Origin of the sequence: Flavobacterium hydrophilum (assembly GCF_003202405.1) — a bacterium.
Taxonomy (GTDB): Bacteria; Bacteroidota; Bacteroidia; order Flavobacteriales; family Flavobacteriaceae; genus Flavobacterium; species Flavobacterium hydrophilum.
The window spans coordinates 124,210-150,845 of the sequence record NZ_QJHL01000008.1 but is presented as its reverse complement, the minus strand read 5'-3'; the positions used below and the strand labels follow the sequence as shown (position 1 = coordinate 150,845).

Below are 26,636 nucleotides of genomic sequence, written 5' to 3'. Positions count from 1 at the left end.
ATATATGTATATCAATAAATATATAATCGCGTTTACATTTTTCCTTTTTTCATTATTGTCATTTGCTCAGCAGGAAACATATCCCGGTGAAAAAAAAGTTGGGAATGAGTTGTCATCACTGCCTAAGCTGGTGGTTAAAGACCCAAAGTTCGAAGACATAAAAAAGCAAAATGTCTTTACCTCCGTTAATCCGAATGTATCCATTCATTTTGGGTTTATTGACAATAAAACAAATACAGCCGAGTATTTAAGGATTTATTCGTGCGAAATAAAATTAAAGATAACAGCTTATGACAATTCAGGTGTTGTTGTTACCTCGTATAAAGATGCAAGTCAGGATAATAAAAACTTTTCTTATCCGGAACGTATTACCTTAAAAATAAAATATAACAATAAAACCAAAGGATTACAGTTTGACGATTATGCTGTTTATAAACTTCCGGGAGTTCATAAAGCAGATGTAGAAGTAGAAGCTATAACGTATTATGACGAAGCCGGTGCCGTTACAACAATTACTAATCCATCAACTTATCTCGAATTAAATTTTAATACAGAACGTTATTATAATCTGCAGTTAAGCAGTACACAGCTTAGTTCTACATTAAGCCATGAATTTATCAAATATAACGCAACATATCCAGCCAAAGTAAATAGCATAAGCGAAGGTGCAGAGGAAGTTGTGATAAAATGGTCTAAAGATCCGGTTGCACCGGCTGTAGAATATGAGCTAGAATGGACCTGGATAGACAATTTTGCAGAAGATGGTACTAAGCTGGCAGCTGACGTGATTCCGTTAACCGATCAGGATTTTAAACATAACAATACCAGAATCCAGACTAAAGAACTCAGTTATAGAATTCCTCTTATTTATTCAAAAGGATATCTTGTTTACAGAGTAAGACCTGTTGGAAGATTTTTGGATGATGTTTCAAAAAATTATTATGGAAACTGGACCTCCGGAATTGAGGAAACACATAAAAAGGTTAGTGGATGGCCTCATTTTCTGGAAATTGATAAAAATCACGAAGACGGAAAGAAAAACTGGCAGTATCAATCTTCATTTGCTGAAGACGGAAAGAAAAAAGAAGTCGTAAGCTATTTTGATGGTTCGCTGAGAAACCGTCAGACGGTAACCAAAATAAATTCAAACAACAAAGCCGTTATCGGAGAAGTTATTTATGACACCCAGGGAAGACCGGCTATAGAGGTTTTACCTGTTCCTGTAGAATCTTCAGGAGTGCATTTTTATCCGAATCTGAATAAAAACAGTACCGGTACTTCTATTTATACACACAACGATTTTGACTGGGAGGAAAAAGCAAATAACAATAATTGCGCCCCTGCTCCTGCCCCGGTAATGTCAAATACAAGCGGTGCCAGTAAATATTATTCTGAAAAAAATGATATTTCAGACAATTATCAGGATTTAGTTCCAAAAGCTGATTTGCTTCCGTTCTCCCAAATCGAATATACGCCTGACAATACCGGGCGTGTTAAACGAAAAGGAGGAGTCGGAAAAGAACATCAGATTGGATCCGGCCATGAAATGACCTATTTCTATGGACGTCCTTTTCAGCCTGAATTAAACAGACTTTTTGGTTATAAAGTTGGTGATGCTTCTTTATACAAAAAAAATATTGTCGTTGACCCAAATGGTCAGGCCAGCGTAAGCTATTTAGACCCTCAGGGCAGAACCATAGCTACTGCCCTTGCCGGAGATAAAAAAGGTAATTTGATTTCTTTGGATGATGAAACCGATATCCGTTTACATCAACTGACCACAAAAAGTCTCCTAATCAACAATGATAAATATGCTTCAGGAAATAATAATGTTACAGAAGATGGCGTACGCTTAAATACTACTGTGAACATTATAAAACAAGACCCTATTGAATTCACATATGGTCTTACAAAAACCATTGGAAGTTATGTAGATTCTTGTTTAAATACTAAATATTATCCTTTTGTATATGACTGGTCTGTAAGCATGACAAATGACTGTGCAACTGAATTGCTGTACGGAACAGCGTCAACTGTCCGCTCAACAAAAATTGGGGTTCCAAGTATTTCATCTTATGCACCTTCTTCTATTAATTTTAGCAATCAGATTTTTGAAGGTAAAGAAAAAATAAGTGAAAACGATTATAAATTACTTAATATTGGCACCTATAATTTCAACAAAAACCTGCAGGTAGACACACAGGTATTAAATCAATATGCGGATGATTATATTGCACAGCTAAAAAATGGTACTGCATGCAAACCTGTTATTGCACAATTTCAGACTGTTATTCAGGAAACGGACTGTAATGTTACCTGTATAAGCTGTGAAGAAGCCCTTGTAAGTTCAAATTTAGCAGATGAAGCACAAAGGGCCGCATACAAAGCAACACTTCCCACAGATCAAAGCAGTCTTGGAATTAAAGACAACAGAAAAAATTATATTGATGCTGCCGAAAGAAAATATGTGAATGATAATATTCAAAATTTAGAAGAAATACAGAACACCACTTTCTCTACAGAAGAAATAAGAATTTACACCATACATTACGAAACAGAATTTAAAGAACTGCTTGCAGGTTGTCATGAATTATGTCAGCAGCCGGTAAACTCTTGTAATGCCAATCTCGAAACATTGTTGGGAGATGTAAGCCCGGAAGGACAATACGGTTCTATTACAGGTCTGGATCATGAAACAGGTTCAACAGAAACAGAAGCAACAGAAACAGAAGATGCTGAAATTGATCGTTTAAGTGTCTTTAATGAAAATAACCAATTATTATACGGCGGATATAAAAACACAACAGTAACCGACGAAGATACCGATACCACTACTTTTGTAAAAATTTCAAAATTCAACTGGAGGTATCCTTATGGTGGTTTCTATAAAGACGCAAACGGAGAACCGGAAACCATCAAAATTATTAAAGAAGAAGACGGATCTTACACTCCTGCACTAAGACCTCTGGAAGATGGCACAATGCCGCCTACTACAGACGACCCTGAAAGCGACGATGAAAAAGACGTTTTGGTGGCACCTCACTATTTAGATCATGTTGCTGATTTCATCAAAGAATGGCAGCCAAGATGGGCAAATGAATTATTACCTTACCATCCTGAGTATAACTATTATTTATACAATCTGGCTATCTGCAATAAAAAAGATGCCAATGGCACTAATTCTGATGGTTATGATGAAGCTTTAAAAGATTTGGAATATTTTGATACGGAGAAGAATACTGTCGTACCCAATAATAATATTTTTAATACTAGTGGTGGTAAATTAGCTGAATTACTGAACATTGCAAGTCCACAAGACCCATACTATAGCTCTGCAAATAGTAATTTAGGAGAGACTACCCAAGAATACGATTTGCGTAAAGACATTATGGAGGAAGCCCTGACATCAAATTATGATGGCATGGTATATAACAATAGTTTACATATGAACATGCTGCAGACCGCTTACTATTTTGCAGTGTTTTCAAACGGCATTATGAGTTCTAATAAACTTCAGGATGAAATAAACGTAACCAATGCTGTTTTACTAACAAAGATTAATGATCTTCCGAATGCTTTAAAACAAAGAGTGTGGGCTAATTTCAAAAGCTATTATCTTGCCCTGAAAGAAAAAACACGTACTGTTTTTGCACATGTTTATGCCAACAAAAAATTAGGTAATAATGATTGTATCGGCAATGCCAACAGTACAGACTCTTATGCCAATTTATTAAAAAAATATACCGGTAATTTTTCTCGGGTAACACAATTGGTACATACTTCAATAGGTACTCCTTTTGTTTTACCAGCCGGATCAGACGGAATATTGCCTTCGTGTTCAGAAGAGACTGCATCGTATTACGCGGGCAAAGAAAAACGCTTTGTACCGGCTGATTACAATTATGATTCCGGTTTAAGCGACCAGGAAATATTAGCTGCAGCTGAAAGCCAGGCGGATGCCAATTCCTACCTTGAAACCGGAAAATGTCCTCTGGCATCAGAAATGGAAAACTTTTTAAAAGGTCTGGTGGATGCAACGATTCAGCCTAATGGATTATTGTTAAATATTCCGGCTACCAGTATGCCTTATTTAACATCAGGTATCTTCAATGCACAAAAAAAACCGGAATTTGACTTAGCCACTACTACAATTTCTCCATGGTTAATCGGGAAACCGGAAGGGAATGATCTCACTATAAATTTCTATCCTGATCAAACAGCTAATTCACAAAATTCTTTAGCCAGTTCAATTACCCTAAAATTTGCAAGTTTCATTCCTGGATCCGGTACTTATCTTGATCCTTGTGGCGCTAGTGTAGCGAAACCACAATGGGCACAGGTAAAAGGATTTAAAAATTTTCATTATATCGAATATAGGGCATCTGATAAAACCTTTAAATTTAGTATCCTCGCTACCATTGTTCGCAGTCCCGCAAGTGCCTGTTCAATTCCGGAAGAAGTAATTATTGAGGGTTATACAAAAGCAGCTGTTGGAGAATGTCATTTTGCAGGTAATAATGGCATAGGCGAAACCTTAGCTTTAGCCGACAATCAGTGTTCTAAAAAAGAGCTTTTTAGTAATGCACTAAAAGACTTAATGCTTGATCTTCAAAAAACAAATACCCTTACAACAACTCAGGATATTACAAATAAAGATATTTTCAAAACAGGTTATTTAAAAACTTATTTTGGAATTAACACAACTGATGCTGTACAATGGAAATATGAAACAGTTTCCGGCCAAAGACTTTTCTCTATTGCCGTAAACGACACGCTCCGTATGAAAATAAATGCCGGAGATGTTACAATAAGTATTAATAACATCACAGACGCTTTTATTGGCGACCTAAAAGCTGACAGCAAAAGCAACATCTTTAGGATTGTTACAAAAAATTTCAATGGAGCACGATACCGTCTTGATAGCAAAACCTGGTCTATAACGGCAGGCAAAAACAACGCCTTATACTTTGCCTGTTGTGGTGTATGTGGTGAAAATGATTTTGACGGAGATGGTTATGGGGATGAATGTGGAGATCCTAATTATTCTCCACCCGCAACGACGGTGTGTCAGCTAAAGGCTCAAGAGGAAGCCGATTATGAAGAGAATTTGAAAAATGCTTTGAATTCAATACTTAGTAATTTTCCAAACGGAACCCAGCTTTCTTCCAGTAATACCCAAATAACCAACCTTATATCAGGATCAAATCTTATTCAACATTTCCAAGCTTTAAGAAATTATCGTTTGGATACTAGTCCAGGTGGATATACTACAGCTGTGCAGCTTTCAAGATTTAATGCGTACCGAGGGGCTAATAGTTTGGGAATTTCATTTTATAATGATGATTATAAAGTAGATGCACTGATTGAGATTTCATTTCCTAATACTAATCAAATCGTAACTATTGAATCTATTGACATTATAAATAATAATTCTTCAATAGTGAGATTAAAATATACTAATTCCAATAATCAAACTTTAATAGCAGAAGCATCTCTAAAGAATCGAATTGAAACATCATATCTTCAGGGGGCGGATGCTCCTTCTTTTTGCCAGTTTATGGCTAATGATTACACACCTCCTAAGGTTGCTTCTTGTTCAGATTCAGATTTTGCAGATGATGAAATAACTTTTGAAAATGGATTAAGGGATATAATTAATGACTTTTTATTACCCGGAAACAATGTATTACAGACAATTGGTGGCGTACAAGTAAAAACTACAATTGGCAGGAATGTTGGAACAAATTATAAATATGTATCTGACAACTCGGAAGCATCTAATTTCTTACAAAATTCTAAAGTAAGAGAACGTTACAGCAACATCTTAATTCGTAAAAATAAAAATTTTCAAGCTCCAGTTTTATTTGATGAATATAGCATTTCTCACAGTAATACTCATTTTAATTTAAAGTTAAACGACTATCCATATATTGGCACAAATGATGATTATTGTATAGGAGAACTTACTATTGGTATTATTTCTTTAATTAACATAAAAAGAATTAATTCAATTGATATAAAATTAAACCCTTCATCTACTATTACTGATATAATAGAGATTAACTATACAAATACAGATGGAAATGTTATTATTACTGAAGGTCAATTTTGGTTTAATATATTCTATAATAGAAAAGCTGATGGAGGATGGCATGCTCCTGGATACAATTTATGCCGATTTTTTACTGAAGGAGAGCCTCTTACTTCTAGCCAAAGAAAAAGTCTAACAGCAAAATCAGCAACAACCCTAGAATCAACCCCACCAACCTGTAGCCAGCTCTGCATCCCCCCAACAGTAACCCCGGTAATCTGCGGAGACAAATGGAACGAATTTAAAACAGGTATGCAGAACCAGGTACAGGATTATGTAATTCCTGCTGATTTAGATGGCAAGTTCTTTTGTGAAGCTAACTACGGATATATCAGTACTGACTATCTGGCGTATTTAGCAATGTTTAGTGTTACAACTGTAGAGAGCCCATTTTTTATAAGCATTGATAAATTTGGTTCGACCAATTTAAGATATGGCAATCCTAGAACCGATGACGTCATTACAGCCTATCATTCCTATATCGCCGGGCGTAGTTCCAATTCAACAGATGAAACCCTATCATGGAATGATTATGCAAATACTTATGTAAACTCAAATGACGGTTTTTGTGCTCCTGCAATGATGGTACCGTCTTTTAGTTTGGATATACCGGTACAGGAAGGCGTAAAAACCCCATGCGAAATCTATAAAAAAGCCATAAACGACGCCAATATCCAGCAGGTTTCAGAAGCTTTTTATAACGAAAAAAGAGAAGCTTTTAAGCAAAACTATCTTAAAAAAGCACTTGAAGGATTAGATGAAACCTTAACACAAAAATCATTTGATAAGGAATATCAATATACTCTTTATTACTATGATCAGGCAGGAAACCTGGTTCAGACAGTTCCTCCACAGGGTGTTGACAGGTTATCAGCTCCTGATGATCAAACGATCGATAACATCAGAAAAAATCAGCCGGAAAATGAGCCGAATGCCGACAATGTTAAGCCTGCCCATAAAATGCAGACGCAATACCGCTACAACTCGCTGAACCAGCTGGTATGGCAGCATACACCAGATGGACGACACCAAGACAAAGATGAGAACGGGCAATTAGAGGATAAGCTTGGCAACCAGACTACTTTTGCATATGATCCGTTAGGCCGTATCATTGCCAGCCAGAATAGTAAGCAAAAAACCAAGGGGCAGTTCAGTTATACCCGTTACGATGGTCTGGGCCGAATCACAGAAGCAGGCCAGCTAAAAACAAAAGGCGGGATTGCTATAAAAATCAATGAAAATGGACGTCTGATATACAACTCAGGAATTGAGGTTCCTTCAGACGCCGTCACAAAATCAATTAATTATCCGTACAACATCGCTGATGAAACAGAACAGGTAACCACAACTATATACGACAGTCCGGTAAAAGATACCCAAAGCTGGTTTACTTCTTACGGATCAGATAATAGCCATAAAAGGGTTACCGCAGTATTGTACTACGATACACATACAAGTGCTTCTCCGGTATCCGGTTATGCCAATGGTATCTTTTATGATTACGATGTTCACGGAAACGTAAAAGAACTGGTACATCATATCAATAACAACCCGAAACTGACAAGCATGAATAATGCTGTTAAAAAAGTAGTATACGATTATGATCTTATCAGTGGGAATGTAAACAAGGTAACGTATCAGCCTAATAGCCCAAAAGACCAGTTTATACACCGCTACGAATACGATGCCGATAACAGAATCAAGCAGGTATATACGAGTAAAGATAATATCATCTGGGAAAAAGAAGCCAACTATCTGTATTACGATCACGGTCCGCTGGCTCGTGTGGAGCTTGGTGACAAACAAGTTCAGGGTCTCGATTATGTCTATACTTTACAAGGCTGGCTAAAAGGAGTGAACTCTGAAAAATTAGGTTCTGCATACGATGCCGGTAAAGATGGATTAAATGTTGCTCAGGATGCTTTCGGTTTTGCGCTGAATTATTACAAAGGAGATTATAAATCACGCGCAGGTGTGAGTAAGGATAATGCTGTTTTCAGTTTCAGTAAAGTACAGGCTTTAGAACTGGATACGAATAATTTGTTCAATGGAAATATCAAAGAAATGGTTACTTCATTGACAGATCACGAGCAAAATATCATTCCTTCCCAGTTCAATTATTACAAATATGATCAGCTGAACAGGATTAAAGAAATGACATCTAAGTCGATTACACCGGCTGGTGTTGCTTCAAATGGTTATTATTCAAATTACAGCTACGACAAAAACGGAAATTTAGCTACCCTGAACAGAGCAGATCGTTTAAATGGTAATATCACACCAATGGATCAGCTGTCTTATACGTACAATCCCGGCAACAACCAGTTACGTCGTGTTAATGACGCAGTAGGAAATGGTGTGTTTGTAGCCCCGGGTGGTACAGCCAATGATACTTCGTTGGATATTGACAATCAAACCGAAGATCAAAATTATGTCTATGATAATATTGGGCAGTTAACAAAAGACAAACAGGAAGGAATAGACATTGACTGGCGTGTAGACGGAAAAGTGAAGTCGGTTACAAAAAATAACGGGACGGTTATTAGTTTTGAATACGACGGACTAGGAAACCGAATTGCCAAAACAATGGCCACGCCTACAAAAACCACAACAACTTACTACGAGCGAGACGCACAGGGCAATGTACTGAGTACGTATGAGATGGTAAAAGAAGGCAACCTGACGACTTATTTCCTGGTTGAACAGGATATTTATGGCAGCAGCCGACTTGGAACTGAAAGCCGCAAAATACAGATTGCTGAAGATAATTCGGCACTGTCGCTTAAAATGAAGGCGATAACCAGTAAAATCACTGCAAGTGCTGAAACTGCGGCTGTGACAACAGAAACTCCTGCCGCAACTACTCTTGCAGGTCTGGATATAAATGATCCTGCTGACAGTGCGAGCTGGATTGAAAAACCTGAAAATACTTTTAATTTATTTAAAAGCGAAAGAGAGCAAACAAGAGAAATTGAATTAACAGCCCATTTTAAAATTGGTACAGGCGATGGTGTTGTAGCTGCAATACACAGCACCCATATTGAAAAAGAAGATATTTGGCCAAGAGGTCCGGCTCGTTCTTTTCTAAATTCAATTTTATTAAGGGTCGTTAAAGAAGGTAACGGCTACAAACCTATGATATCTCTTATAAAATACCGAAGAATACATCACAGATCTAAAGAAGGAGGTAAAAGATATTACAGTTACAGAAGTTATAGAAATATAGCTAATTATAACATTGTTTCTCCAATTATTCCGGAAAACGAATGGGATATTAAAGCAAAAATTACACGAAGTGAAAATTCTGAAATTTATAATGTAAGCATAACTTTAAATGGTAACGAGTATCGCACAACATATAGCACAGATAAAGATTTTAATTATGATGGTCCTGAAAACAGGAAAATAAGAGACGGGAAATCACCAAAATTAAAAATTGTTTTACCTCCAAATACAATTGGAAAGACGACCATTACTTTCCGCCCTGATCAGAAATCAGAATATTTACCTATGATTGGCGAGATATGCGATTTTGGGTATACTATTGATAATGGACAGGAAAAAGAAGATATCTTAACCAATTATTTTGATCTTGATGAAGTACCTGGTACAAGTGAAACTACTTCTTCAACAAATCAAACTATGACATTACAAGGTGCGAGCTTTTCACAAACCTATTGTGGTGTAAGAGACGATGACAAAGATGCGGATGGTGTAAAAGACGATATTGATAATTGTCCTACAGTATTCAATCCAGGACAGGAAGATGATGATGATGATGGTGTTGGAAATGTATGTGACAATTGTCGTATAGAAGCTAATGGTCTCGCACAGGCATCTTTAGAAGATGTAGGAAATCAATTGGATACTGATGGCGATGGAATAGGTGATGCATGCGATAATTGTAAAAGATTTGCTAACTTTGAACAAACGGATACTGATGTAGACGAAAATGGAAAACCACATCCGGACGGAATTGGAGATGCCTGCGACAATTGCAGAACCATGTACAATCCTGATCAGAAGGATGATAACAAAAACGGTATTGGAGATGCCTGCGAAGGACTGGCACAAGGTACTGGTAAAAATTCGTTTGCCACTACCCCATTTACTGCTTATCGTTTTGTAGGAGACAAACAGTATGAATTATCGAACCATTTAGGTAACGTTCTTTCGGTAATTAGCGACAGGAAACTAGCAGGAACAATCAATGTGCCTGGTTTGACGACACTTAATGATTTTAATTTCACTGGCTGGGCAAACATTAATGCAGATAATAACTGGAGTGCAGCAAATGCTGCAATAGTTACAACAAATACAAATAAACTGGTAATAACCGCTAAGGGGTTGGGTACTGGAGTTGTATATTCTATGCTTACAACAACCGGTAAAAAATATACCGTAAGTTATGACCTGGAACTAACCACTTCTCCTGAAATTCAGGTAAGAGCATCCAATTTTGGAGTACCTTTCCAGCAAAAAACGGATAAAACTTCAGGAAGGAACAGCATAACTTTTATCGCAACTGGTGTAGTTACAAATATTGAATGGTTAAAAAACAGGGAAGACGGAAATTTAGAAGAAGTATTTACGCTGGATAATGTTAATACAGCCGTTGAATCTGCAAGTAATCAGGTTTCAGTTATTGCTTTTTCACCAGACGTTCGCAGCTACTCAGATTACTATCCTTTTGGAATGATAGTACCATCACGCCATGGAAAGTCTGAAGATTATCGTTATGGGTTCCAGGGACAGGAGAAGGATGATGAAATTAAAGGTGGTGAAGGGAATTCGTTGAATTATACTTTTAGGATGCATGATCCTAGGGTTGGTAGGTTTTTTGGGAGAGATCCGCTTGAGTCACGCTACCCGTTTTATTCTCCATATGCCTTTAGTGGTAATAGGGTAATTGATTCTGGAGAGTTAGAAGGGTTGGAACCTGCACAAAAAGTAGTCGCAGAATCAACTGAGGTAGTACTTCAAGTTGTTTGGAAAAACCCAAATGTAGTAACTTCGACTAGCTCTGTTACAGCTTCAAGTTTAGCTACAACTCTGGCTCAGGGAATAGGATTAGCTGCAATGTTATTAACAGATACAATGAGTCCAAATTATGGAGGTAGAACTAATGAAATACCATTTCCTCCAAATTTTGTTCCTCTTAATGAAATTAAACCGAGTTCTAAACCAGTTTCGGTACCTAGTTCTGTTATAAAGGAGAAATTTAAGGATGATAAAAAAAACAATGAAAAAATTACATTGTATAGAGGTGTTTCATCTGATAACTTACAACAATATAATCAAGCAAAAATGGGAGTTGCTATTCCAAAAGGACTATTGCCTGAGTTTAAAGGGGTGGCTCACTCTGATATGGATGATCATGCTATGGGTGATAATTATAGTATATGGACATCATGGACATCAGATAAAAATATGGCACTCAATTTTGCAAAAGGGCCAAAAGGCACATCAAATGGTATAATTTTAACTAAAACTTTTACTATAGGAAAAGATATAATTCCAAATATATCTTTTACAGCTTCGCTGATGGGAGAGGCAGAATGGTTAGCAGGAGTTGTAACTGACGCAAAACCGAAAGAAGTAACACCAAAAAAATAATGGAAGAAATAAAATGGGTTAAAAAATTGCTTTTGAAAAAAGGACTTGTTAATAACCAGGAGCTTAATACTATTGAAATAGAATTAAATACTAATAAACTGGCAATTAATGATGTCATTAATACTTATAAAATTAGATACAAAAGAACCTTGGAGTTAAAGGATACTAATCTTTCAAATCTTTTTTATGAGTTTTTAATAAAATTAGAAAGAGACTTGAATGAAGTACATTATTTAAGAATTGTCAAAATTAAGAGAAATTCTAATATGAAGATTTTTTTTGTTGATTCCAATTTTGAACGAATCTATGAAATTTGGTGATTCTGAGATAATGGATAACGTATCAGATGTGTTGGTGGCTAATTATTTGATAATACATTTACAGAAAACCAGATGGCGCAGATATATCAACGCAACGATAGCGCAGAATTGCATTCTGTGCCCGCAACAATGAGCCACAAAGTATTAAAACTACAACCTTAAAAAAGTTGTAGTTTTTTAATTTAATAACTCTCCAGCTTGCTATGAACCATCTCAATTTCCTTATCCATATAAGCCTGTGCATAATGTACATAACGATTAAAAGAAGTACTGGCATGACTATGCCCGCTGATTTTGCGGACTAAATGTTCCGGCATACCTAAAATTAATAAGGTTGTAATAGCAGTTCTTCGCATCATATGCGAACTCATTTTATCGCAAAATCGATTTTTAGCAGTGTCTGTCTTTTTGGTGATGCGTTGCGTTTTGCCCTGTTTCTCTCTGGAAACTTCTATTGGGGTTGTAAAACCGGCAAGTTCCCCAATTTGTTTTAAACTTTTGTTGAAATTGAATAAGCTTGTATTCCCAAAAAGAGTGGCTTTATTGTTTGATATTGTGTAACGCTGGAAAATAGTTACGGCATAAGCAGATAATTTGATAAAGCTAAAGGTTTTAGTTTTCTTGGATTTCAGTTTTAAATACCATTCACCCTCTATTTTTTCGAAGTTTTTATTCGTTAACAAAAAAATATCTGAGTAGCGCAAACCAGTGGTACAGCCAAAAACAAAAATATCCTTAATACGTTTGTAACTCGGAATAAGTGTTTGTTCGAATTCTTTGTCGTGAATTAGAAATTTGAGCTGTTCCGGTGAGAGTACAAAAATTTCAATTTCTTCTTTGCGCACATAAAACAATCGCTGAAAATCGCCTGTATTTAAGTCCTTGTCATTTTTGAGATAGTTAAAAAATACCCGAATTACTTTGATATTGGCACCTACATAATTGTCATGACAACCTTTTTTATATAAGAATTCTGTAAACTTTTGATAGAATTTTTTCCAGTAACTTTTCTCAGATGTCAGTTCGCGTTTGTCCAGCTTGGAAGCATCACAAATACGCAATTCAAATTTAGTTTCACTCGAAAACCTTATTAAATTATTTAATACATATTTATAGTTTTGAATCGAGTCTGGTTTTATTTTTTCTCCGTTCTTTTTGAGTCGTTTCCCTGTTTCGGTTTCTTTAATGAATTGATTGAATAAGGGTATAATTGGACTCGGTTTTTTCATGTTTTTGTTTTTTTTCAAAAATACAATTTTAAGTGAGAGCTTAAAATTGCCTAGGATGTAAATAAAAAAACTACAACTTTTTAGGGTTGTAGTTTTTATACTTTTGTGTCTTATCGTTGTGGGCACGGAAAGCATTTTCACTCTATCGTTGAGATGAGATATCCTCGTCATCTGGGTCTAGATAAAATTTTGTGTCTCTATAATAACGTTTTTTTCCATTTAAAATATATGAATCAATTGCAAGACCCATGCTTTTATTTGAATGTACAGTATCATAATCAAAATTTTGGAAATAATATAAATAATTTTTATCATTTATATTAATAGCTATTTTATAATCATAACTAAGATCAAGTTTTTTGCTCAATTTAAATCTATATTTTGCTAATTTAAATTTTGAAAACGAGGTATCAACTTTAAATTTATATTCAAAATTTATCCTTTCAGAAGAAATCCTTTTGTTGTTATGATATTTCTCCAAAATAAGACTATGAGTTCTATTTAAATCTAATTTTGTCGTCATTTCTGGATTAAACTCGCGTAAATCTTTTTCTTTTTTATAGATACAATTTATCATAAACAAAGAAAAAATGATTACAATAGAATTGTTTATAAATTTATTATTTTGACGAATCATCTTTACCTTGTTTTTCATTATCTTTTTTTTCATTTGGTTTCCCTTGTGTATAACTACTAAGTAAAGCTTCTATACCCCCCTCAGTCAAAGTCAGGGTTCCGACAGGATTACCCCAAGTTTGTATATTAAATGTATATGTTTTACTACCATATTGATTGGTTCCAGCATAGGTTAGCCCACCAAGATAAGTAACAGCATGGTATTCGTTATCTTCTACATTAAAATCAGACTTTCTAAGACTATATGAATTCATAGCAGAAGATCTTAGTACTAATATAATTTCAAATCCTTTCTTATATTTATTATCTATTTGTTTTAAAGTAAACTCACCGGTATTCTTAGTATTTGGTTTAATTGTCTTAACAGATTCAAAACCTAAAAATTTGCTCATTAAGTAATTTAAAACACCATCGCCATTAGATGTATCTTCATGAGGTCTTCCTTTATAGTCAGGTTGATTAGTTTGAGAATTAATAGTTTGTTGTATACTACTTAAAATCATCCAATCTGCAGTATATTTTTTTTCATGAGAAGACTCGCTTTCATTTGGATCAAAATCCTGTAAATCTCCAGGATGAAATACAAATTGATTGTATTTGGCTTCACCTGTGTCATAAAGTTTCATCATTGTATCGACAAATCCATTTCTATCATGTTTAATCCATAAATATGTTACCGCGGCTAAAACACATGTTCCAGATAATCTTTGATTTATAGCAATAGGATTATTTTTAAGATAATTTACTCTATTAACGAAAAGTGTTTTATTCAAATTAACAAATTCAAGCCCTTCCAATTCTATACCATCCATTACTCTATTTTCACTAAAAGCATAAGGTGAGTTCCATGAAAATTTATTAGCTAGCGGATCCACCGCAAAAAATCTACCAATCCTCGGGTCATGCATACGATAGGTATAGTTAAGAGAATTCCCTTCACCACCTCTAATCTCATCATCCTTTTCCTGCCCCTGGAACCCATAACGATACGATTCAGACTTCCCATGTCGTGATGGTACTACCATTCCAAAAGGATAGTAATCCAATCCCGGCTAATGTCAATAAATAAAAGAACTTGTATGCAATTTAAAAACTTAAAAATTGCAGTTTTCAGCAATATTCGGCATTTCAAAGTTACTGAAACACGAGAAATAAAAACCTTTTTTCATTTTCAAAATTAGTTATTTCCTTCCATCTTGTTAATAAAATATTAGTCCTATCAAACGTACAAATTATTTTTGCAGGATAATAAAAAAAAACTATCTTGCTTCGCCTATAAAAAACGCCCCGTGTACATTGAGAACAACTACTATTCAACGCTTTATATTATTATTTTTAACCTTTGCCTTAGTTTCTTTTGCTGATCCTTACACCATAAAAAGAATCTCTGACAAAGATTTCAGATACGAATTTTATACTACTGATAAAAAAATAGACCCTAAGCTGCATAAAACCTATTATTGGTTCAAAGGCGGTCTTATACACGAAGCTCAGGGCGGTTTTGCCGGGGTTTTGCTTCATGACAAATTTATAAAAATGTACCACAGCAATCAGCTGGCAGAACAAGGGCAGTTTAAAGAAGGACTACGAATTGGTTTATGGAAAACCTGGTATCCAAATGGTGTGTTGGCTACTACCCTAACCTATTATAAAGGCTTACGTCACGGAAAATATTTAAGATATAATGAAGGCGGTACATTGGTTGAAAACGGAAAATTCAGTTCGAACCTTAAAACCGGAAAATGGACCAATACGGAGACCAAAGAAATCACAACCTATAAAAAAGGTGTAATCGTTAAACAAAAAGAAATTTTCACGAAGTCTGAACAATACCGAATCAAAAAGGAAAATGCCAAATTAGAAAAAGTAAAGGAAACACAAAAGGAATTAGAAGCTACTTCTGATGCTTTGAAACTGGCAAATTATAAAGCCAAAGAAAAAGAAGAAAAAGCATTAGAAAAAGAGAGAACCAAAAAAGAAAAAGAAAGAGCTGCTGCTGCCCAAAAAGTAGAAAAAGAAGCCGAAAAGCAAGCGAAAAAGGCAGCTAAAGAACAATCCAAAAATCAGCCTAAAAAAGATTCAAAGGTCACTACATTCTTTAACAATCTTTTCAAAAAGAAAGATAAAGCTCCTCAATAATGGTTAAGGCCCATAGTTTGTTGTACGCTATTTATATTTGCCTGATTGTTTCTATTATTTGCGGAGCGCTGTTGTATTTTTCAAATCTGTTCAGTCAGCTTAATTTGTATTACAACCTGCAGGAAGAACTTTATATCCAGAATCAATCGGTTTTAAATTTTGCTTTGGGCAATAAAACTATTCCAACAGAAATTGAAAAAGACGAAAACTCAGGAATCGAAGGAAGCTACGAAACAAAACCATACGGGCTGCTGTCTTTGGTTTTAGCCAGGTCCTATGTTTCAAATGACACGGTTTCATCTGTACATTTTGTTGGCGCACGAAATACAGATAAAAATGCCATTTATCTGACCAACTTATCAAAATCACTTTACTATTCCGGAAAAGTAAAACTGATAGGTAATAATCAGCTTCCAAGTCCTTTTATTGAAACGTCTTATATCAACAACAATCTGAATCAGCTTGTTGTAAAAGGAGAAAAGACTATTTCAGAACCTTTTTTACCCGAAATAAATCCTGATTTCAAAAAGATATTTCAAGGCATAAAGTCTGAAAAAATAAAACTCTCCGAAGTAGAAAAACCAAAAGACTCCTTGTACTACAATTCTTTTTTTAATGCCACCAAAGAAATTCAGGTAAAATCGACTTTAGGAAATATCATCTTCAAAGGTAATTTCATTTTACGCTCTGAAGATTCTATCCGGGTTAAAAAAAATGCAGTTCTGGAAGATGTTATTTTAATGGCCCCGAAAATAACTTTTGAAGAAGGTTTTAAAGGTACTGTTCAGGCATTTGCAATCAAAGGAATTGAATTAGAAGAAAAGGTTACCTTAAACTATCCATCGGTAATTTGCGTGTATAATGAAAGCACCGAAGCATCTAAAATAAAAATAAAAAAAGGATGCCAGATAACCGGCGCTGTTGTTCTGTTTGGCAGCACAACGGATATGATTGATAAAAATACAATTGAAATAGAGGAAGACGGACTGCTGTTTGGCGATTTGTACTGCAGCGGGAAACTCATGCTCAGAAGCAATGTTTACGGTTCGGTTTATACGAATCGGTTTTTTCTGAAAACCAGTTCTTCTTCCTATGAAAATCTGATCACTGATATTGAAATCAATACTGAAAAACGTCCTGATTATTATATTTCGATTCCATTGTTTAACACTCAAAAAACAACGTATGGTGTTATCAAAAAAGTATTATAAACCCGCAGCCAACTCCATATTAGAATCGGTTATTGCCCTGACCATTATCTCGATCTGCCTGTATTTTGCCGTCATGATTTTTGCTTCGGTTTACACGCCAAAAACTTCTGCCAAATTTTACAGCACCCAGAATAAGGTCAATGAGCTTTTTTATTTATCACAACTAAAAAGTGATTCATTGTCTAACGAAAGTGAAGATGAAAACCTTTTGATAGAAGAAGAAAATATCAATCCTGAACTTAAAAAGATTTCGATCGACTATAAAGACAGTACACAATTCAGGTTTCAAAAAAGCTTTTATGTTCAGATCCGCCCATGACAATTCAAAATATGTACCCGCTTTTTCCATTATCGAAGCGGTTGTTGGTATGGCCATAACGGCTATTATCATGGGAATTTTGTTCGTTATTTTTTCGATTGTTTCCGGAAGGATGCTGGACTTTAAAAATCAGAATCAATTAGTAAATGATTTGAATAGATTAACTTATAGTTTGAACAAAGATATTTTTGAAAAGGAAAAAATGACGGTTTATGAAACTGAAATAGCGTTTAACGGATATGCAGGAGAAAGAGTTTTGTATCAGTTCTCAGACGATTATATCCTGAGAAACAGTGAAACTTTCATTGATACATTCCGAATAAAACTGAACCGAATGATAATGGACACCGTAAAAAGCAAATCGGAACAATTTGTTTTTCAAAAAATAAAATTAAACATAGAATCAAACGAAAAGGAAATGGATTTACGATTTTATAAGAGAGTATATCCTAATGAATTATTACAAACAATTAAAAAATGAGTTTTGATTTAACGACATACAAAGCCCCAAAGGCTGAGAAAAAAGATTTCAGGATTGAAACCGGTTCTTTTCAGTTTTCTAAAAAACTTTCTGATAAAAAAAAGGAGATTTTCTACAGAGAATTAGGAATGCTTTTGCGATCAGGAGTTGATTTTAAAAAGGCATTAGAAATTCTGGGCAATCAGTCTAATAATAAATTTGAGAAAGAGCTTATTCTGCAAATCAAGGAAAAAGTCGTTGAGGGAAGAAGTATTTACGAATCGATGCTTGAAACCAACCAGTTTTCACCTTATGAATATTACAGTATTCAGATTGGTGAGGAAACCAGAAAATTAGAAGAAGTTTTAGGGGAATTGCAAAAATATTTCAACCGAAAAATTCAGATGAAAAGGCAAATCATATCGGTAATGACTTATCCGACAATTGTGATGCTGGTTACCGTTTTGGTCCTTTATTTCATGCTGAACAAAGTAGTTCCTATGTTTAGTTCGGTCTTTAAACAATTTGGAAGCGAACTGCCAAAAAGCACACAGATTATTCTGAAAATATCAAATCATTCCGGACTTATTTTTTCTGTTGTCATTGGAATTATTGTCGGTTTGATTGCCATTCATATGTTATTCAAAGACAAAAACAGCTACAGATCGTTTACCACAAATATGGTCCTGAAAATTCCATACTTCGGAAACCTGATTCGGAAAATTTACATTTCACGGTTTTGTCAGGCCATGAACTTGTTGATTACCTCAAAAACAACGCTAATCAATTCACTAACCTTAACGGCAAAAATGATTGGTTTTTATCCGATTGAAATCGCTATTAACCAAATAAAAGAAGATATTACAAGAGGAGCCTCTTTAAATGAAAGCTTAAAAAAGCATACGGTTTTCGAAAATAAAATGGTTTCTATGGTAGAAGTTGCCGAACAGGTAAATCAGCTGGAAACTATGTTTGAAAGGTTAACCGAACAATATAATGAAGAAATAAGCCATCAGACAAAAATGATCGGAGTGATTCTGGAACCCATGATTATTATTGTAATCGGAGCAATTGTTGGCGTTATTATGGTGTCTATGTATGCACCAATGTTTGACTTAAGTAAAATTATAAATAAATAGCAGTTATTTCGATTCAATTTGTATTTTTGCGACCTATTAATTAACAGATTTTAACACAGAAAAAAGCACATAAATGTTAAATAAGCTTAGAGAATATTATAAATTAAATAAGAAACTAAATGTTAAAGCATACTCTTTAACAGAAATTTTAATTGTTTTGTGCATCATTGGTATTTTATTGCTAATGGTATTACCAAATCAAACTTCAGTAATTGGGCAGGCAAAAGCTATTGAAGCCCAAGCCATGCTAAATCAGGTTTACGGGTTGGAAAAAAGTTATTTCTACAGGCATTCAAAATATTCAGGCAGTTTAGAAGAAATTGGTTTTGAACAGGAAAAAACAGTTGAAGAAGGCGGACAGGCAGTTTATAAAATAGAAATTTTAGAAGCTTCTAATGATTCGTTTTCTGCCAGAGCAACAGCTACATCTGATCTGGACGGTGATGGCAGTTTTAATACCTGGGAAATTGACAGTAAAAAAATATTAACGGAAGTAACAAAAGAATAAATTGAAAATAGCCCCAGCAATTTTGTTATGCTGTTTAATACTTATTTTTTTTCAGGACATAAAATACAGAAGAATTCATATCATCTTACCTATCGTAATCTTTGGTATATCCTTTCTTATAGTTCCTTTAAAAAAATATGATTTAGTAGAAATATTCCTTTTCAATACAGGTTTCTTCTTCATTACATTAGGCATACTAACACTTTATATGAGTTTGAAATCTAAAAAATTTCTGAACCCGTTCGAACATTATTTCGGATTAGGGGACTTGTTATTCTACGTGGCTATTACTCCCCTGTTTTTATTAAAAAATTATATTTTATATTTTATTTTATCCATGCTATTTGCGATTTTGATGCAATTGGGACTGAAGAAGTTTATTAAAGAAGAAAGTGTTCCGTTAGCAGGGTTTTCGGCTTTATTTTTATTCATTATACTATTGAAAGACAGCTTAATTGATTTTCAGAAAATCACTTTATTATAATGGAACAAGAAATCAAAATCCTTCCTGAAATACAGCATACTGTTTCTAATGATTTGGCCAACCAGTATCGTGTTTTGCCAAAAACATTACTTGAGAACACTTTAGAATTATACGTTGATGATGCTAATAATAATGAAGACGCTAAAGACGAATTAGAATTGTTTTTGGGAAAAAACATTGTTTTTCATCCTGTAAATGCTGCCGAAATAGAAAAAGCATTGTCTATATATTACCGAAAGGAAAGAGCCCTAACTTCAAACAAATCCTTAAATGTAGATAAGGGCGATTTTCTTGAAAACCTGCTTACCGAAGCAAAATCCTTAAAATGCAGCGATATTCATTTTGAAGTTTATGAAGATTCATCCCGAATTCGGTTCAGGATTGACGGTCAATTAATTGAACGCTATAAAATAGAACGGGATAATTATCTTGAATTAGTTAACAAGGTCAAGATTAAAGCTAAATTAAACATTACCGAAAAAAGGCTTCCACAAGACGGAAGAATTACCAATGAATCATTTGATATCAGGGTTTCTATTTTACCAACATTATTTGGAGAAAAAATAGTAATGCGTCTTTTAGGTCAGGATGCATCAAATATAGACCTGAGTACTTTAGGACTTCAAAAAGAAGAATTAGAAAGCTACCTTGAAGCTGTAAAAAAACCTAACGGAATTATTTTGATAAGCGGTCCAACCGGTTCAGGAAAAACCACCACACTTTATGCTACTTTAAGATTACTCAACGATAGCCGAAGAAATATTGTAACCGTTGAAGATCCTATTGAATATACTTTAAAAGGAATTAATCAGGTACAGCTTAAGGAAGATATTGGCTTAACATTTTCTTCTGCATTAAAATCTTTTTTACGTCAGGATCCTGATGTAATCATGCTGGGAGAAATTCGTGACTCAGAAACTGCTTTAATGGCAATTCGTGCTTCATTGACGGGACATTTGGTTTTATCAACTATCCACACTAATTCAGCAATAGGAACAATATCAAGGCTGATTGACATGGGAGTTCCCTCCTACTTAATTGCCGAAACCCTTAATTTGTCTGTAGCCCAGCGACTGGTTAGAAAACTTTGCGATAACTGCAAAAAAGAAACAATCAGCAATCCTAAAGATTTTCCTCTCAATTTTAAATTTCCTTTTGAAATCTCCTCTTATTACAAACCTGTGGGCTGCAATCAATGTTTTCATACAGGTTATAAAGGAAGAACAGCTATTTACGAAATATTAAATATTGACAACAAAATTGCCGAAGCAATCAAAAATAATACAATTACCAAATTATATAATAATGATAAGAGCTATAAATCACTGCCCGAAAAAGCATTTGAGATTTTAGCCGTCGGAGAAACTTCTCTGGAAGAAATATATTCAATTTTAATAAACATATAATAAATGCTTAAACAGGTTCTTTGCGTACTAACTGCGTTATTTTTTACCAACATTCTTGTAGCCCAGCAGGATATTGTTGAATTAAGTAGAAAATTTGACGAACTCTCCATACAAAAAAAAGGATTAAATGAAACTATTAAAATTGATGTTTCAGGACTTACCCTTCATGATTTTATTTCTTCAATAGCAGAGGAACATCAGCTAAATATTGACGTTGATATAGAACTGAACCAGCCTGTAGCCAATAATTTCTTTGATGTTACGGTAAAAGATGTTTTCATTCATCTTGCTCAGAAATATGATCTTGAAGTTTCCTTTATGAACAATATCATAATTTTCAAAAAAAGAAAAATTATAACTGTTGTTCCAAAAAAGCAACCTAAAATTATAGATGTTACGTACAATCCTGAAAATGACTTTTTATCAGTAAGAGTAGAAAACGACACTTTATCCGCCGTAGCCAAAGCGATTATTGATAAATCGGGCAAGAATGTGATTCTCGCACAGGATATAAAAAACATCCGGATTTCTTCTTATATCCTGAATCGTTCTTTCGATCAGGTGATTGAGATGATGGCAAAATCAAACGATTTATCTGCTGTTAAAGATGACAACGGATTTTATTTTCTACAAAAAAACACAATTGCCAATATAAATACAGTAAGCACCAATGCTAAAGCAAAACAACCAAAAGTAGGTCTTGGAGTTCCCGGTTTTTATGAAGTAAATATCAATAAAAATGGTTTTTTACAGGTTAATGCATACATGGCCGATGCTTCTGATTTATTAACCGAAGCAGCAGAAAAACTGCACATTAATTATTTTTTATACAATAAGCCCGAAAACGAAAAAACGACACTTTCTGCTGACAACATTACCTTTGATGAATTGCTGGCAAACATCTTTAAAGGGAAAAAATATACTTTTAAAAAACAAGATAATTTATATTTAATTGGTGAAGAAGCTACGGAAGGATTAAGAATAACCGAAATGATCCAGTTAGAAAACAGATCGATTGAATCTATCATCAATACATTACCAAAAGTCTTTTCGGAAAAATTAGAAATAAAAGAATTTATAGAGTTAAACGGATTAATTGTTTCGGGATCAAGATCTATCCTGGAAGAATTAAAAGTATACATCAAGCAAATTGATAAGGTTGTGCCGATGGTACAAATTGAAGTTATCATCGTACAATATAATAAATCCTATGACATTCAGACCGGAATGAAAGCGGGCTTAGACAAAATAAATTCGGTTCAGACCGGCGGAGTATTATTTCCCAACTCTGATATGACTTTAAATGGCACTTCCGTAAATAGCTTAATTGATGCTTTTAATGGTTTTGGTCTTTTTAAATTAGGAAAAGTAACCGAATCATTCTATCTCAACCTGAAACTTTTAGAAAGTAATTCGGCTCTAAAAATTGAATCTACACCTAAGATAGCCACCATAAGCGGACACGAAGCAAAACTGTCAATTGGAGAAACCAGCTATTATTTTGAACAAAATAACCGACTAATAAACAGCAACATCGGAAATGATATCTTAAATTCCGGAACATGGAAATCAACCGATGCTAATTTAAGTGTATCGATAAAACCATACGTTTCTACCGATGAAAACGTAACCTTGACTATTGCTGTAGAAAAAAGTTCCTTTTTAGCCAGAGCCGGTGAAGATGCTCCTCCCGGAAAAGCTACTCAAAAGTTTGAATCTTTGGTTAGGGTTAAAAATGGTGAAATGATTTTGTTGGGCGGTTTAGATGAACTGAAAAAAGAAAACTCAGGAACTGGGACTCCCTTAATATCAAGAATCCCTGTTATCAAATGGTTTTTTAGCAGTAGAAAAAAAGGCAAAAGTGATTCTAAACTTCATATTTTTATTAAACCAACGGTTATTTATTAATGTTAGCTACTTTATCTAAATTTATAAAAATAACCGACTTAAATGTTGTTGGTGTAATCAAAAGAGAAGATTATGATATCTATAATTTGCTGACTATTAAAAAGAAAGCAAACAAGATTTCTATAGTCACTAAACAGACTTTTGAAACCCTTGAAGAATTAAACAAATCAACAGATAAAAAACTGCCTGTTTTAATTGTTATCGAAGGAAAAGGAGTTTTAAATAAAGAAATCGATTTTGATAATGAAGCTGATGTAAGCTGGCAAAAAAACATTGACCATAATGCTATTTATTTTACTGATTTAAAAGGACTAAAATCTAATTTTATTAGTTTCTGCAGAAAAAACATTGTTGAGGAAACCATTTCGAAATTTCAAAAAAAAGGATTTCAGGTAATTGATGTTTACATTGGTTCATTTTTGGCGGCCTTACTTAATAATGTCGTGAAAAAAGATACCTTGTTTTCCACTGATTTACGATTAGAATTTGAAAATGAAAAACTCGTTAGTTTCAGCAAACAAAATGAAGAGATCAAATCAATCAATTATGAGGTTGGAGAAGAAACTGTTTCTAATGTCTTTTTACCTTTGTACGGTGCCATTATTCATTTTTTTGTTAAACCTAATGAAGTTTCAAAAACTACAAATCCAACTCTAAACAGTGAAGAATTAATTTATAAAAAAGCTTTTGGAATTTTTGGCGTTGCCATACTAATAAGCTTTCTAACTTCGTTATTAGTCAGCTATTTTATGATTCAGTATTATGGAACAAAAAATTCCGAATTGAATCTGCAGACAGTATACTCAAATCAGTCCTATCAATTGATATTGGATTTAGAAGCTCAAAAAGAAAAAAAACTCAGCATTTTAAAAGAATCCGGAGTTTTGTCTTCTAAATTTCTCTCTTATTACGGATACGAAATCATCCAATCGATACCTTCAAATGTTTCTTTAAACGAATTAAATATCATTCCGCTAAAGGAAGAGTACAAAGAAAACAAAAAAGCCTTTTTTGAAACTAAAACCATTATCATTAAAGGAGAAACTTTTCAGGAAGCATCCTTTAATAACTGGCTGGAAGATTTAAAAAAAATGAAATGGCTGCAGCGTTTTGAAATTATCAGCTTAAAAAAAGACAAGAAAAACAAAACCATTTTTGAAATAAAAATAGCGATTAAAAATGTTTGAAAACTATTCCTATAAACAAAAATTTTATGCCTTGGGCGTCCTTTTTTGTATACTGTCAATAACAGCCTATAAAAGATCATTTCATACTTTATTTGATGTAATTTGTGAATATAGAATACTTTCGAAAAAAGCTGATGATATTAACAAAAAAGCAAAAAACACAGATGGCCTAACCAAAGACATTGCCTATTTAGATAAAATTATTGGAAAGGAAGGAACCACAAAAGAAATGGTACAGCAAGGCATAGTAAGTTTTGCATCAGAAAATGCTCCTGCTGTTTCAATAAGTGACCTGAAGCCCATACACGATTTCCCTGAAGATGATTATCATATTATCACCAATCAGCTGGACGTAACAGGAAACAGTAATCAGCTTCTGGCTCTGGCCTATGATTTTGAAAAAAAATTCAGCCTTTCCAGAATGGTGAGTATGAATTTCTACACAACCAAAAAGAATAACAAGTCTGAAGTTTTACATCTAAAAATGATTTTTCAAAACTATGAAAACAATAAATAAATTAATATTCATTGCATTAGCAATCCTTACTTATTCATGTGATGATATTTTGGAAGAAGACATTAGTGATAATACTGTTCAGATTATTTCTCCAACAGAAGATACAACCATAGAAAGTAATGTCGTAAATTTTAAATGGGCCAGTCTTGAGGGAGCTGATAAATATCGAATTCAGATATATGAAGACGAGATTTTATTGCTTGATTCACTAACTGAAAAGACCAATTTAACCTTACCTCTGGAAACAGGAAGTTATAGTTGGAGTGTAAGAGGTGAAAATTATGCTTATGAATCTATTTATTCATCTCCTACTAATTTTTCAACTGTCATCCCTGATGATTTAACTAATCAACAAGTTGTTTTATCAAGTCCTGAAAATAATGAATTTTTTAATTTTATTGATATTGCCCTAACCTGGAAAGCTCTTGACAAAGCCACTAGCTATAATGTTAAAGTCATAAATACAGCGACAAATGAGGAGGTATTCTCAAAATCAAATTTAACTGACACAGGTATCAAACTTGACCTGATCACTTTATCAGATGGAAATTATGAATGGCGTTTAACTGCTAAAAATGATGAAAGTGAAACCAGACAATACTCTTTTAGAAAATTTAATATTGACACCACTATTCCTAATCAGCCAAAAAACTCATTACCCGCAGACAATTCAACTCAAACAGTCAATTCTAATATCACTTTTACCTGGAGCATAGCTGCTGATGTTGGCACTTCTAAATCGCCTGTTACTTACATAGTAGAATTTGCAAATGACAGCGATTTTAATACTAATATTCAAACACAAAACAGTAACTCAACATCACTTCAAAGAACATTTACCACAACCGGAATATATTATTGGAGGGTAAGAGCTATTGATGGGGCCGGTAATAGTGGCACTAACAGCACAGGATATAAATTTACTGTAAATTAAAATGGCTAAAAAGAAAATTAATATAATACTAATTCTGGTAGTTTTAGGCTTATGGGGAACTGCAGGCTACAGAGCGCTTTACCGTCAATTTGCAGACAGTGAAGTTAGTAATACAATCCAGGATCAAAAATATAATGTATCGATCAAACAAATCAATAAAGATACTTTTGAATTAGAAAAAATAAATCGGGATCCCTTTCTGAATAAAGAATTTCAAAAAACTGCCATTGTAGCCGTTAGCAAAAAAGCCATCAGTTATAATTCTGTCAAAAAAGCAATAGTTCAGCCTGTACAAAAAAAACAGACCAATATCAGCTGGCCTGCACTCCAGTATTATGGTTACTTAAAATCAAAAGATAAAGAATTGGTATTGTTAAAAATAGATTCTAAATTATATAAATTAAAACTGAATGAGCCTCAAAATGGCCTTACAATTAAGAAAAAATATAAAGACTCCATTGAGGTTAGCTTTAACTCTGAAACTAAAATGATCCTTTTGAATAATTAATCTATTTATTATCCAAGATTCATT

The 26,636-nt window shown here is 34.0% G+C and carries 17 protein-coding genes; 14 read left to right on the top strand and 3 right to left on the bottom strand.

The window, feature by feature from the left end; translation table 11 throughout:
- The first annotated feature begins 4 nt into the window (after positions 1 to 4).
- Both DMB68_RS22380 and DMB68_RS22375 read left to right on the top strand, forming a co-directional pair.
- Positions 5 to 11,707 carry a DUF6443 domain-containing protein gene (locus DMB68_RS22380; RefSeq protein ID WP_124019464.1) on the top strand — a complete coding sequence of 3,901 codons (11,703 nt, stop codon included), beginning with the start codon at positions 5 to 7 and terminating at the stop codon, positions 11,705 to 11,707.
- On the top strand, positions 11,707 to 12,027 hold the full coding sequence (locus DMB68_RS22375; protein ID WP_110348851.1) for a hypothetical protein: 321 nt from the start codon (positions 11,707 to 11,709) through the stop codon (positions 12,025 to 12,027). The genes DMB68_RS22380 and DMB68_RS22375 overlap by 1 nt, the downstream gene beginning before the upstream one ends.
- A gap of 182 nt (positions 12,028 to 12,209) precedes the next feature.
- On the opposite strand, the gene DMB68_RS22370 is transcribed toward DMB68_RS22375, so the two are convergent.
- From DMB68_RS22370 to DMB68_RS22360, 3 genes are all read right to left on the bottom strand, one after another.
- Complete coding sequence (locus DMB68_RS22370; RefSeq protein ID WP_165830194.1) at positions 12,210 to 13,256, bottom strand: tyrosine-type recombinase/integrase; 1,047 nt, start codon at positions 13,254 to 13,256, stop codon at positions 12,210 to 12,212.
- Positions 13,257 to 13,398: 142 nt separating this feature from the next.
- Positions 13,399 to 13,911 carry a hypothetical protein gene (locus tag DMB68_RS22365; protein ID WP_124019463.1) on the bottom strand — a complete coding sequence of 171 codons (513 nt, stop codon included), beginning with the start codon at positions 13,909 to 13,911 and terminating at the stop codon, positions 13,399 to 13,401.
- Complete coding sequence (locus DMB68_RS22360) at positions 13,877 to 14,938, bottom strand: RHS repeat domain-containing protein (protein ID WP_124019462.1); 1,062 nt, start codon at positions 14,936 to 14,938, stop codon at positions 13,877 to 13,879. The genes DMB68_RS22365 and DMB68_RS22360 overlap by 35 nt, the downstream gene beginning before the upstream one ends.
- Positions 14,939 to 15,188: 250 nt before the next feature.
- Here DMB68_RS22360 and DMB68_RS23460 point away from each other — a divergent pair, with 250 nt between their 5' ends.
- The 12 genes from DMB68_RS23460 to DMB68_RS22300 all read left to right on the top strand — a co-directional run bounded on the left by DMB68_RS23460 (position 15,189) and on the right by DMB68_RS22300 (position 26,612).
- A complete protein-coding gene (locus tag DMB68_RS23460; RefSeq protein WP_165830193.1) occupies positions 15,189 to 16,031 on the top strand; it encodes a toxin-antitoxin system YwqK family antitoxin in 843 nt (280 codons plus the stop codon).
- The gene (locus tag DMB68_RS22355) at positions 16,031 to 17,242 is read left to right on the top strand and encodes a hypothetical protein (protein ID WP_110348847.1); all 1,212 of its coding nucleotides are present in this window, start codon (positions 16,031 to 16,033) and stop codon (positions 17,240 to 17,242) included. The genes DMB68_RS23460 and DMB68_RS22355 overlap by 1 nt, the downstream gene beginning before the upstream one ends.
- Positions 17,217 to 17,561, top strand: a complete 345-nt coding sequence (locus DMB68_RS22350) for a hypothetical protein (protein WP_110348846.1) — start codon at positions 17,217 to 17,219, stop codon at positions 17,559 to 17,561. The genes DMB68_RS22355 and DMB68_RS22350 overlap by 26 nt, the downstream gene beginning before the upstream one ends.
- The gene (locus DMB68_RS22345) at positions 17,542 to 18,042 is read left to right on the top strand and encodes a PulJ/GspJ family protein (protein WP_110348845.1); all 501 of its coding nucleotides are present in this window, start codon (positions 17,542 to 17,544) and stop codon (positions 18,040 to 18,042) included. The genes DMB68_RS22350 and DMB68_RS22345 overlap by 20 nt, the downstream gene beginning before the upstream one ends.
- Positions 18,039 to 19,160: a type II secretion system F family protein gene (locus DMB68_RS22340; RefSeq protein WP_110348844.1), complete on the top strand. Its 1,122-nt coding sequence runs from the start codon at positions 18,039 to 18,041 to the stop codon at positions 19,158 to 19,160. The genes DMB68_RS22345 and DMB68_RS22340 overlap by 4 nt, the downstream gene beginning before the upstream one ends.
- A 73-nt stretch (positions 19,161 to 19,233) precedes the next feature.
- Entirely contained in the window at positions 19,234 to 19,668 is a 435-nt protein-coding gene (locus DMB68_RS22335) for a type IV pilin protein (protein WP_110348843.1), read from the top strand.
- A gap of 483 nt (positions 19,669 to 20,151) precedes the next feature.
- Positions 20,152 to 21,558 carry a GspE/PulE family protein gene (locus DMB68_RS22325; protein WP_110348841.1) on the top strand — a complete coding sequence of 469 codons (1,407 nt, stop codon included), beginning with the start codon at positions 20,152 to 20,154 and terminating at the stop codon, positions 21,556 to 21,558.
- 3 nt (positions 21,559 to 21,561) lie between these two features.
- On the top strand, positions 21,562 to 23,466 hold the full coding sequence (locus DMB68_RS22320; protein WP_110348840.1) for a type II secretion system protein GspD: 1,905 nt from the start codon (positions 21,562 to 21,564) through the stop codon (positions 23,464 to 23,466).
- Positions 23,466 to 24,653, top strand: coding sequence for a hypothetical protein (locus DMB68_RS22315; RefSeq protein WP_110348839.1), 1,188 nt, complete (start codon positions 23,466 to 23,468; stop codon positions 24,651 to 24,653). The genes DMB68_RS22320 and DMB68_RS22315 overlap by 1 nt, the downstream gene beginning before the upstream one ends.
- Positions 24,646 to 25,170, top strand: coding sequence for a hypothetical protein (locus tag DMB68_RS22310; RefSeq protein WP_110348838.1), 525 nt, complete (start codon positions 24,646 to 24,648; stop codon positions 25,168 to 25,170). The genes DMB68_RS22315 and DMB68_RS22310 overlap by 8 nt, the downstream gene beginning before the upstream one ends.
- Complete coding sequence (locus DMB68_RS22305) at positions 25,154 to 26,104, top strand: hypothetical protein (protein WP_110348837.1); 951 nt, start codon at positions 25,154 to 25,156, stop codon at positions 26,102 to 26,104. The genes DMB68_RS22310 and DMB68_RS22305 overlap by 17 nt, the downstream gene beginning before the upstream one ends.
- A gap of 1 nt (position 26,105) precedes the next feature.
- Positions 26,106 to 26,612 carry a hypothetical protein gene (locus tag DMB68_RS22300; RefSeq protein ID WP_110348836.1) on the top strand — a complete coding sequence of 169 codons (507 nt, stop codon included), beginning with the start codon at positions 26,106 to 26,108 and terminating at the stop codon, positions 26,610 to 26,612.
- Positions 26,613 to 26,636 lie beyond the last annotated feature (24 nt).

What these genes read in the sequence shown, in the direction of transcription:
- DMB68_RS22305 (WP_110348837.1), top strand. Translation starts at nt 25,154, where the DNA reads ATGAAAACAATAAATAAATTAATATTCATTGCATTAGCAATCCTTACT.
- DMB68_RS22350 (WP_110348846.1), top strand. Translation starts at nt 17,217, where the DNA reads ATGGTGTTATCAAAAAAGTATTATAAACCCGCAGCCAACTCCATATTA.
- DMB68_RS22325 (WP_110348841.1), top strand. Translation starts at nt 20,152, where the DNA reads ATGGAACAAGAAATCAAAATCCTTCCTGAAATACAGCATACTGTTTCT.
- DMB68_RS22355 (WP_110348847.1), top strand. Translation starts at nt 16,031, where the DNA reads ATGGTTAAGGCCCATAGTTTGTTGTACGCTATTTATATTTGCCTGATT.
- DMB68_RS22370 (WP_165830194.1), bottom strand. Translation starts at nt 13,256, where the DNA reads ATGAAAAAACCGAGTCCAATTATACCCTTATTCAATCAATTCATTAAA.
- DMB68_RS22315 (WP_110348839.1), top strand. Translation starts at nt 23,466, where the DNA reads ATGTTAGCTACTTTATCTAAATTTATAAAAATAACCGACTTAAATGTT.
- DMB68_RS22320 (WP_110348840.1), top strand. Translation starts at nt 21,562, where the DNA reads ATGCTTAAACAGGTTCTTTGCGTACTAACTGCGTTATTTTTTACCAAC.
- DMB68_RS22335 (WP_110348843.1), top strand. Translation starts at nt 19,234, where the DNA reads ATGTTAAATAAGCTTAGAGAATATTATAAATTAAATAAGAAACTAAAT.
- DMB68_RS22375 (WP_110348851.1), top strand. Translation starts at nt 11,707, where the DNA reads ATGGAAGAAATAAAATGGGTTAAAAAATTGCTTTTGAAAAAAGGACTT.
- DMB68_RS22300 (WP_110348836.1), top strand. Translation starts at nt 26,106, where the DNA reads ATGGCTAAAAAGAAAATTAATATAATACTAATTCTGGTAGTTTTAGGC.
- DMB68_RS22310 (WP_110348838.1), top strand. Translation starts at nt 24,646, where the DNA reads ATGTTTGAAAACTATTCCTATAAACAAAAATTTTATGCCTTGGGCGTC.
- DMB68_RS22380 (WP_124019464.1), top strand. Translation starts at nt 5, where the DNA reads ATGTATATCAATAAATATATAATCGCGTTTACATTTTTCCTTTTTTCA.
- DMB68_RS22365 (WP_124019463.1), bottom strand. Translation starts at nt 13,911, where the DNA reads ATGAAAAACAAGGTAAAGATGATTCGTCAAAATAATAAATTTATAAAC.
- DMB68_RS22345 (WP_110348845.1), top strand. Translation starts at nt 17,542, where the DNA reads ATGTTCAGATCCGCCCATGACAATTCAAAATATGTACCCGCTTTTTCC.
- DMB68_RS22340 (WP_110348844.1), top strand. Translation starts at nt 18,039, where the DNA reads ATGAGTTTTGATTTAACGACATACAAAGCCCCAAAGGCTGAGAAAAAA.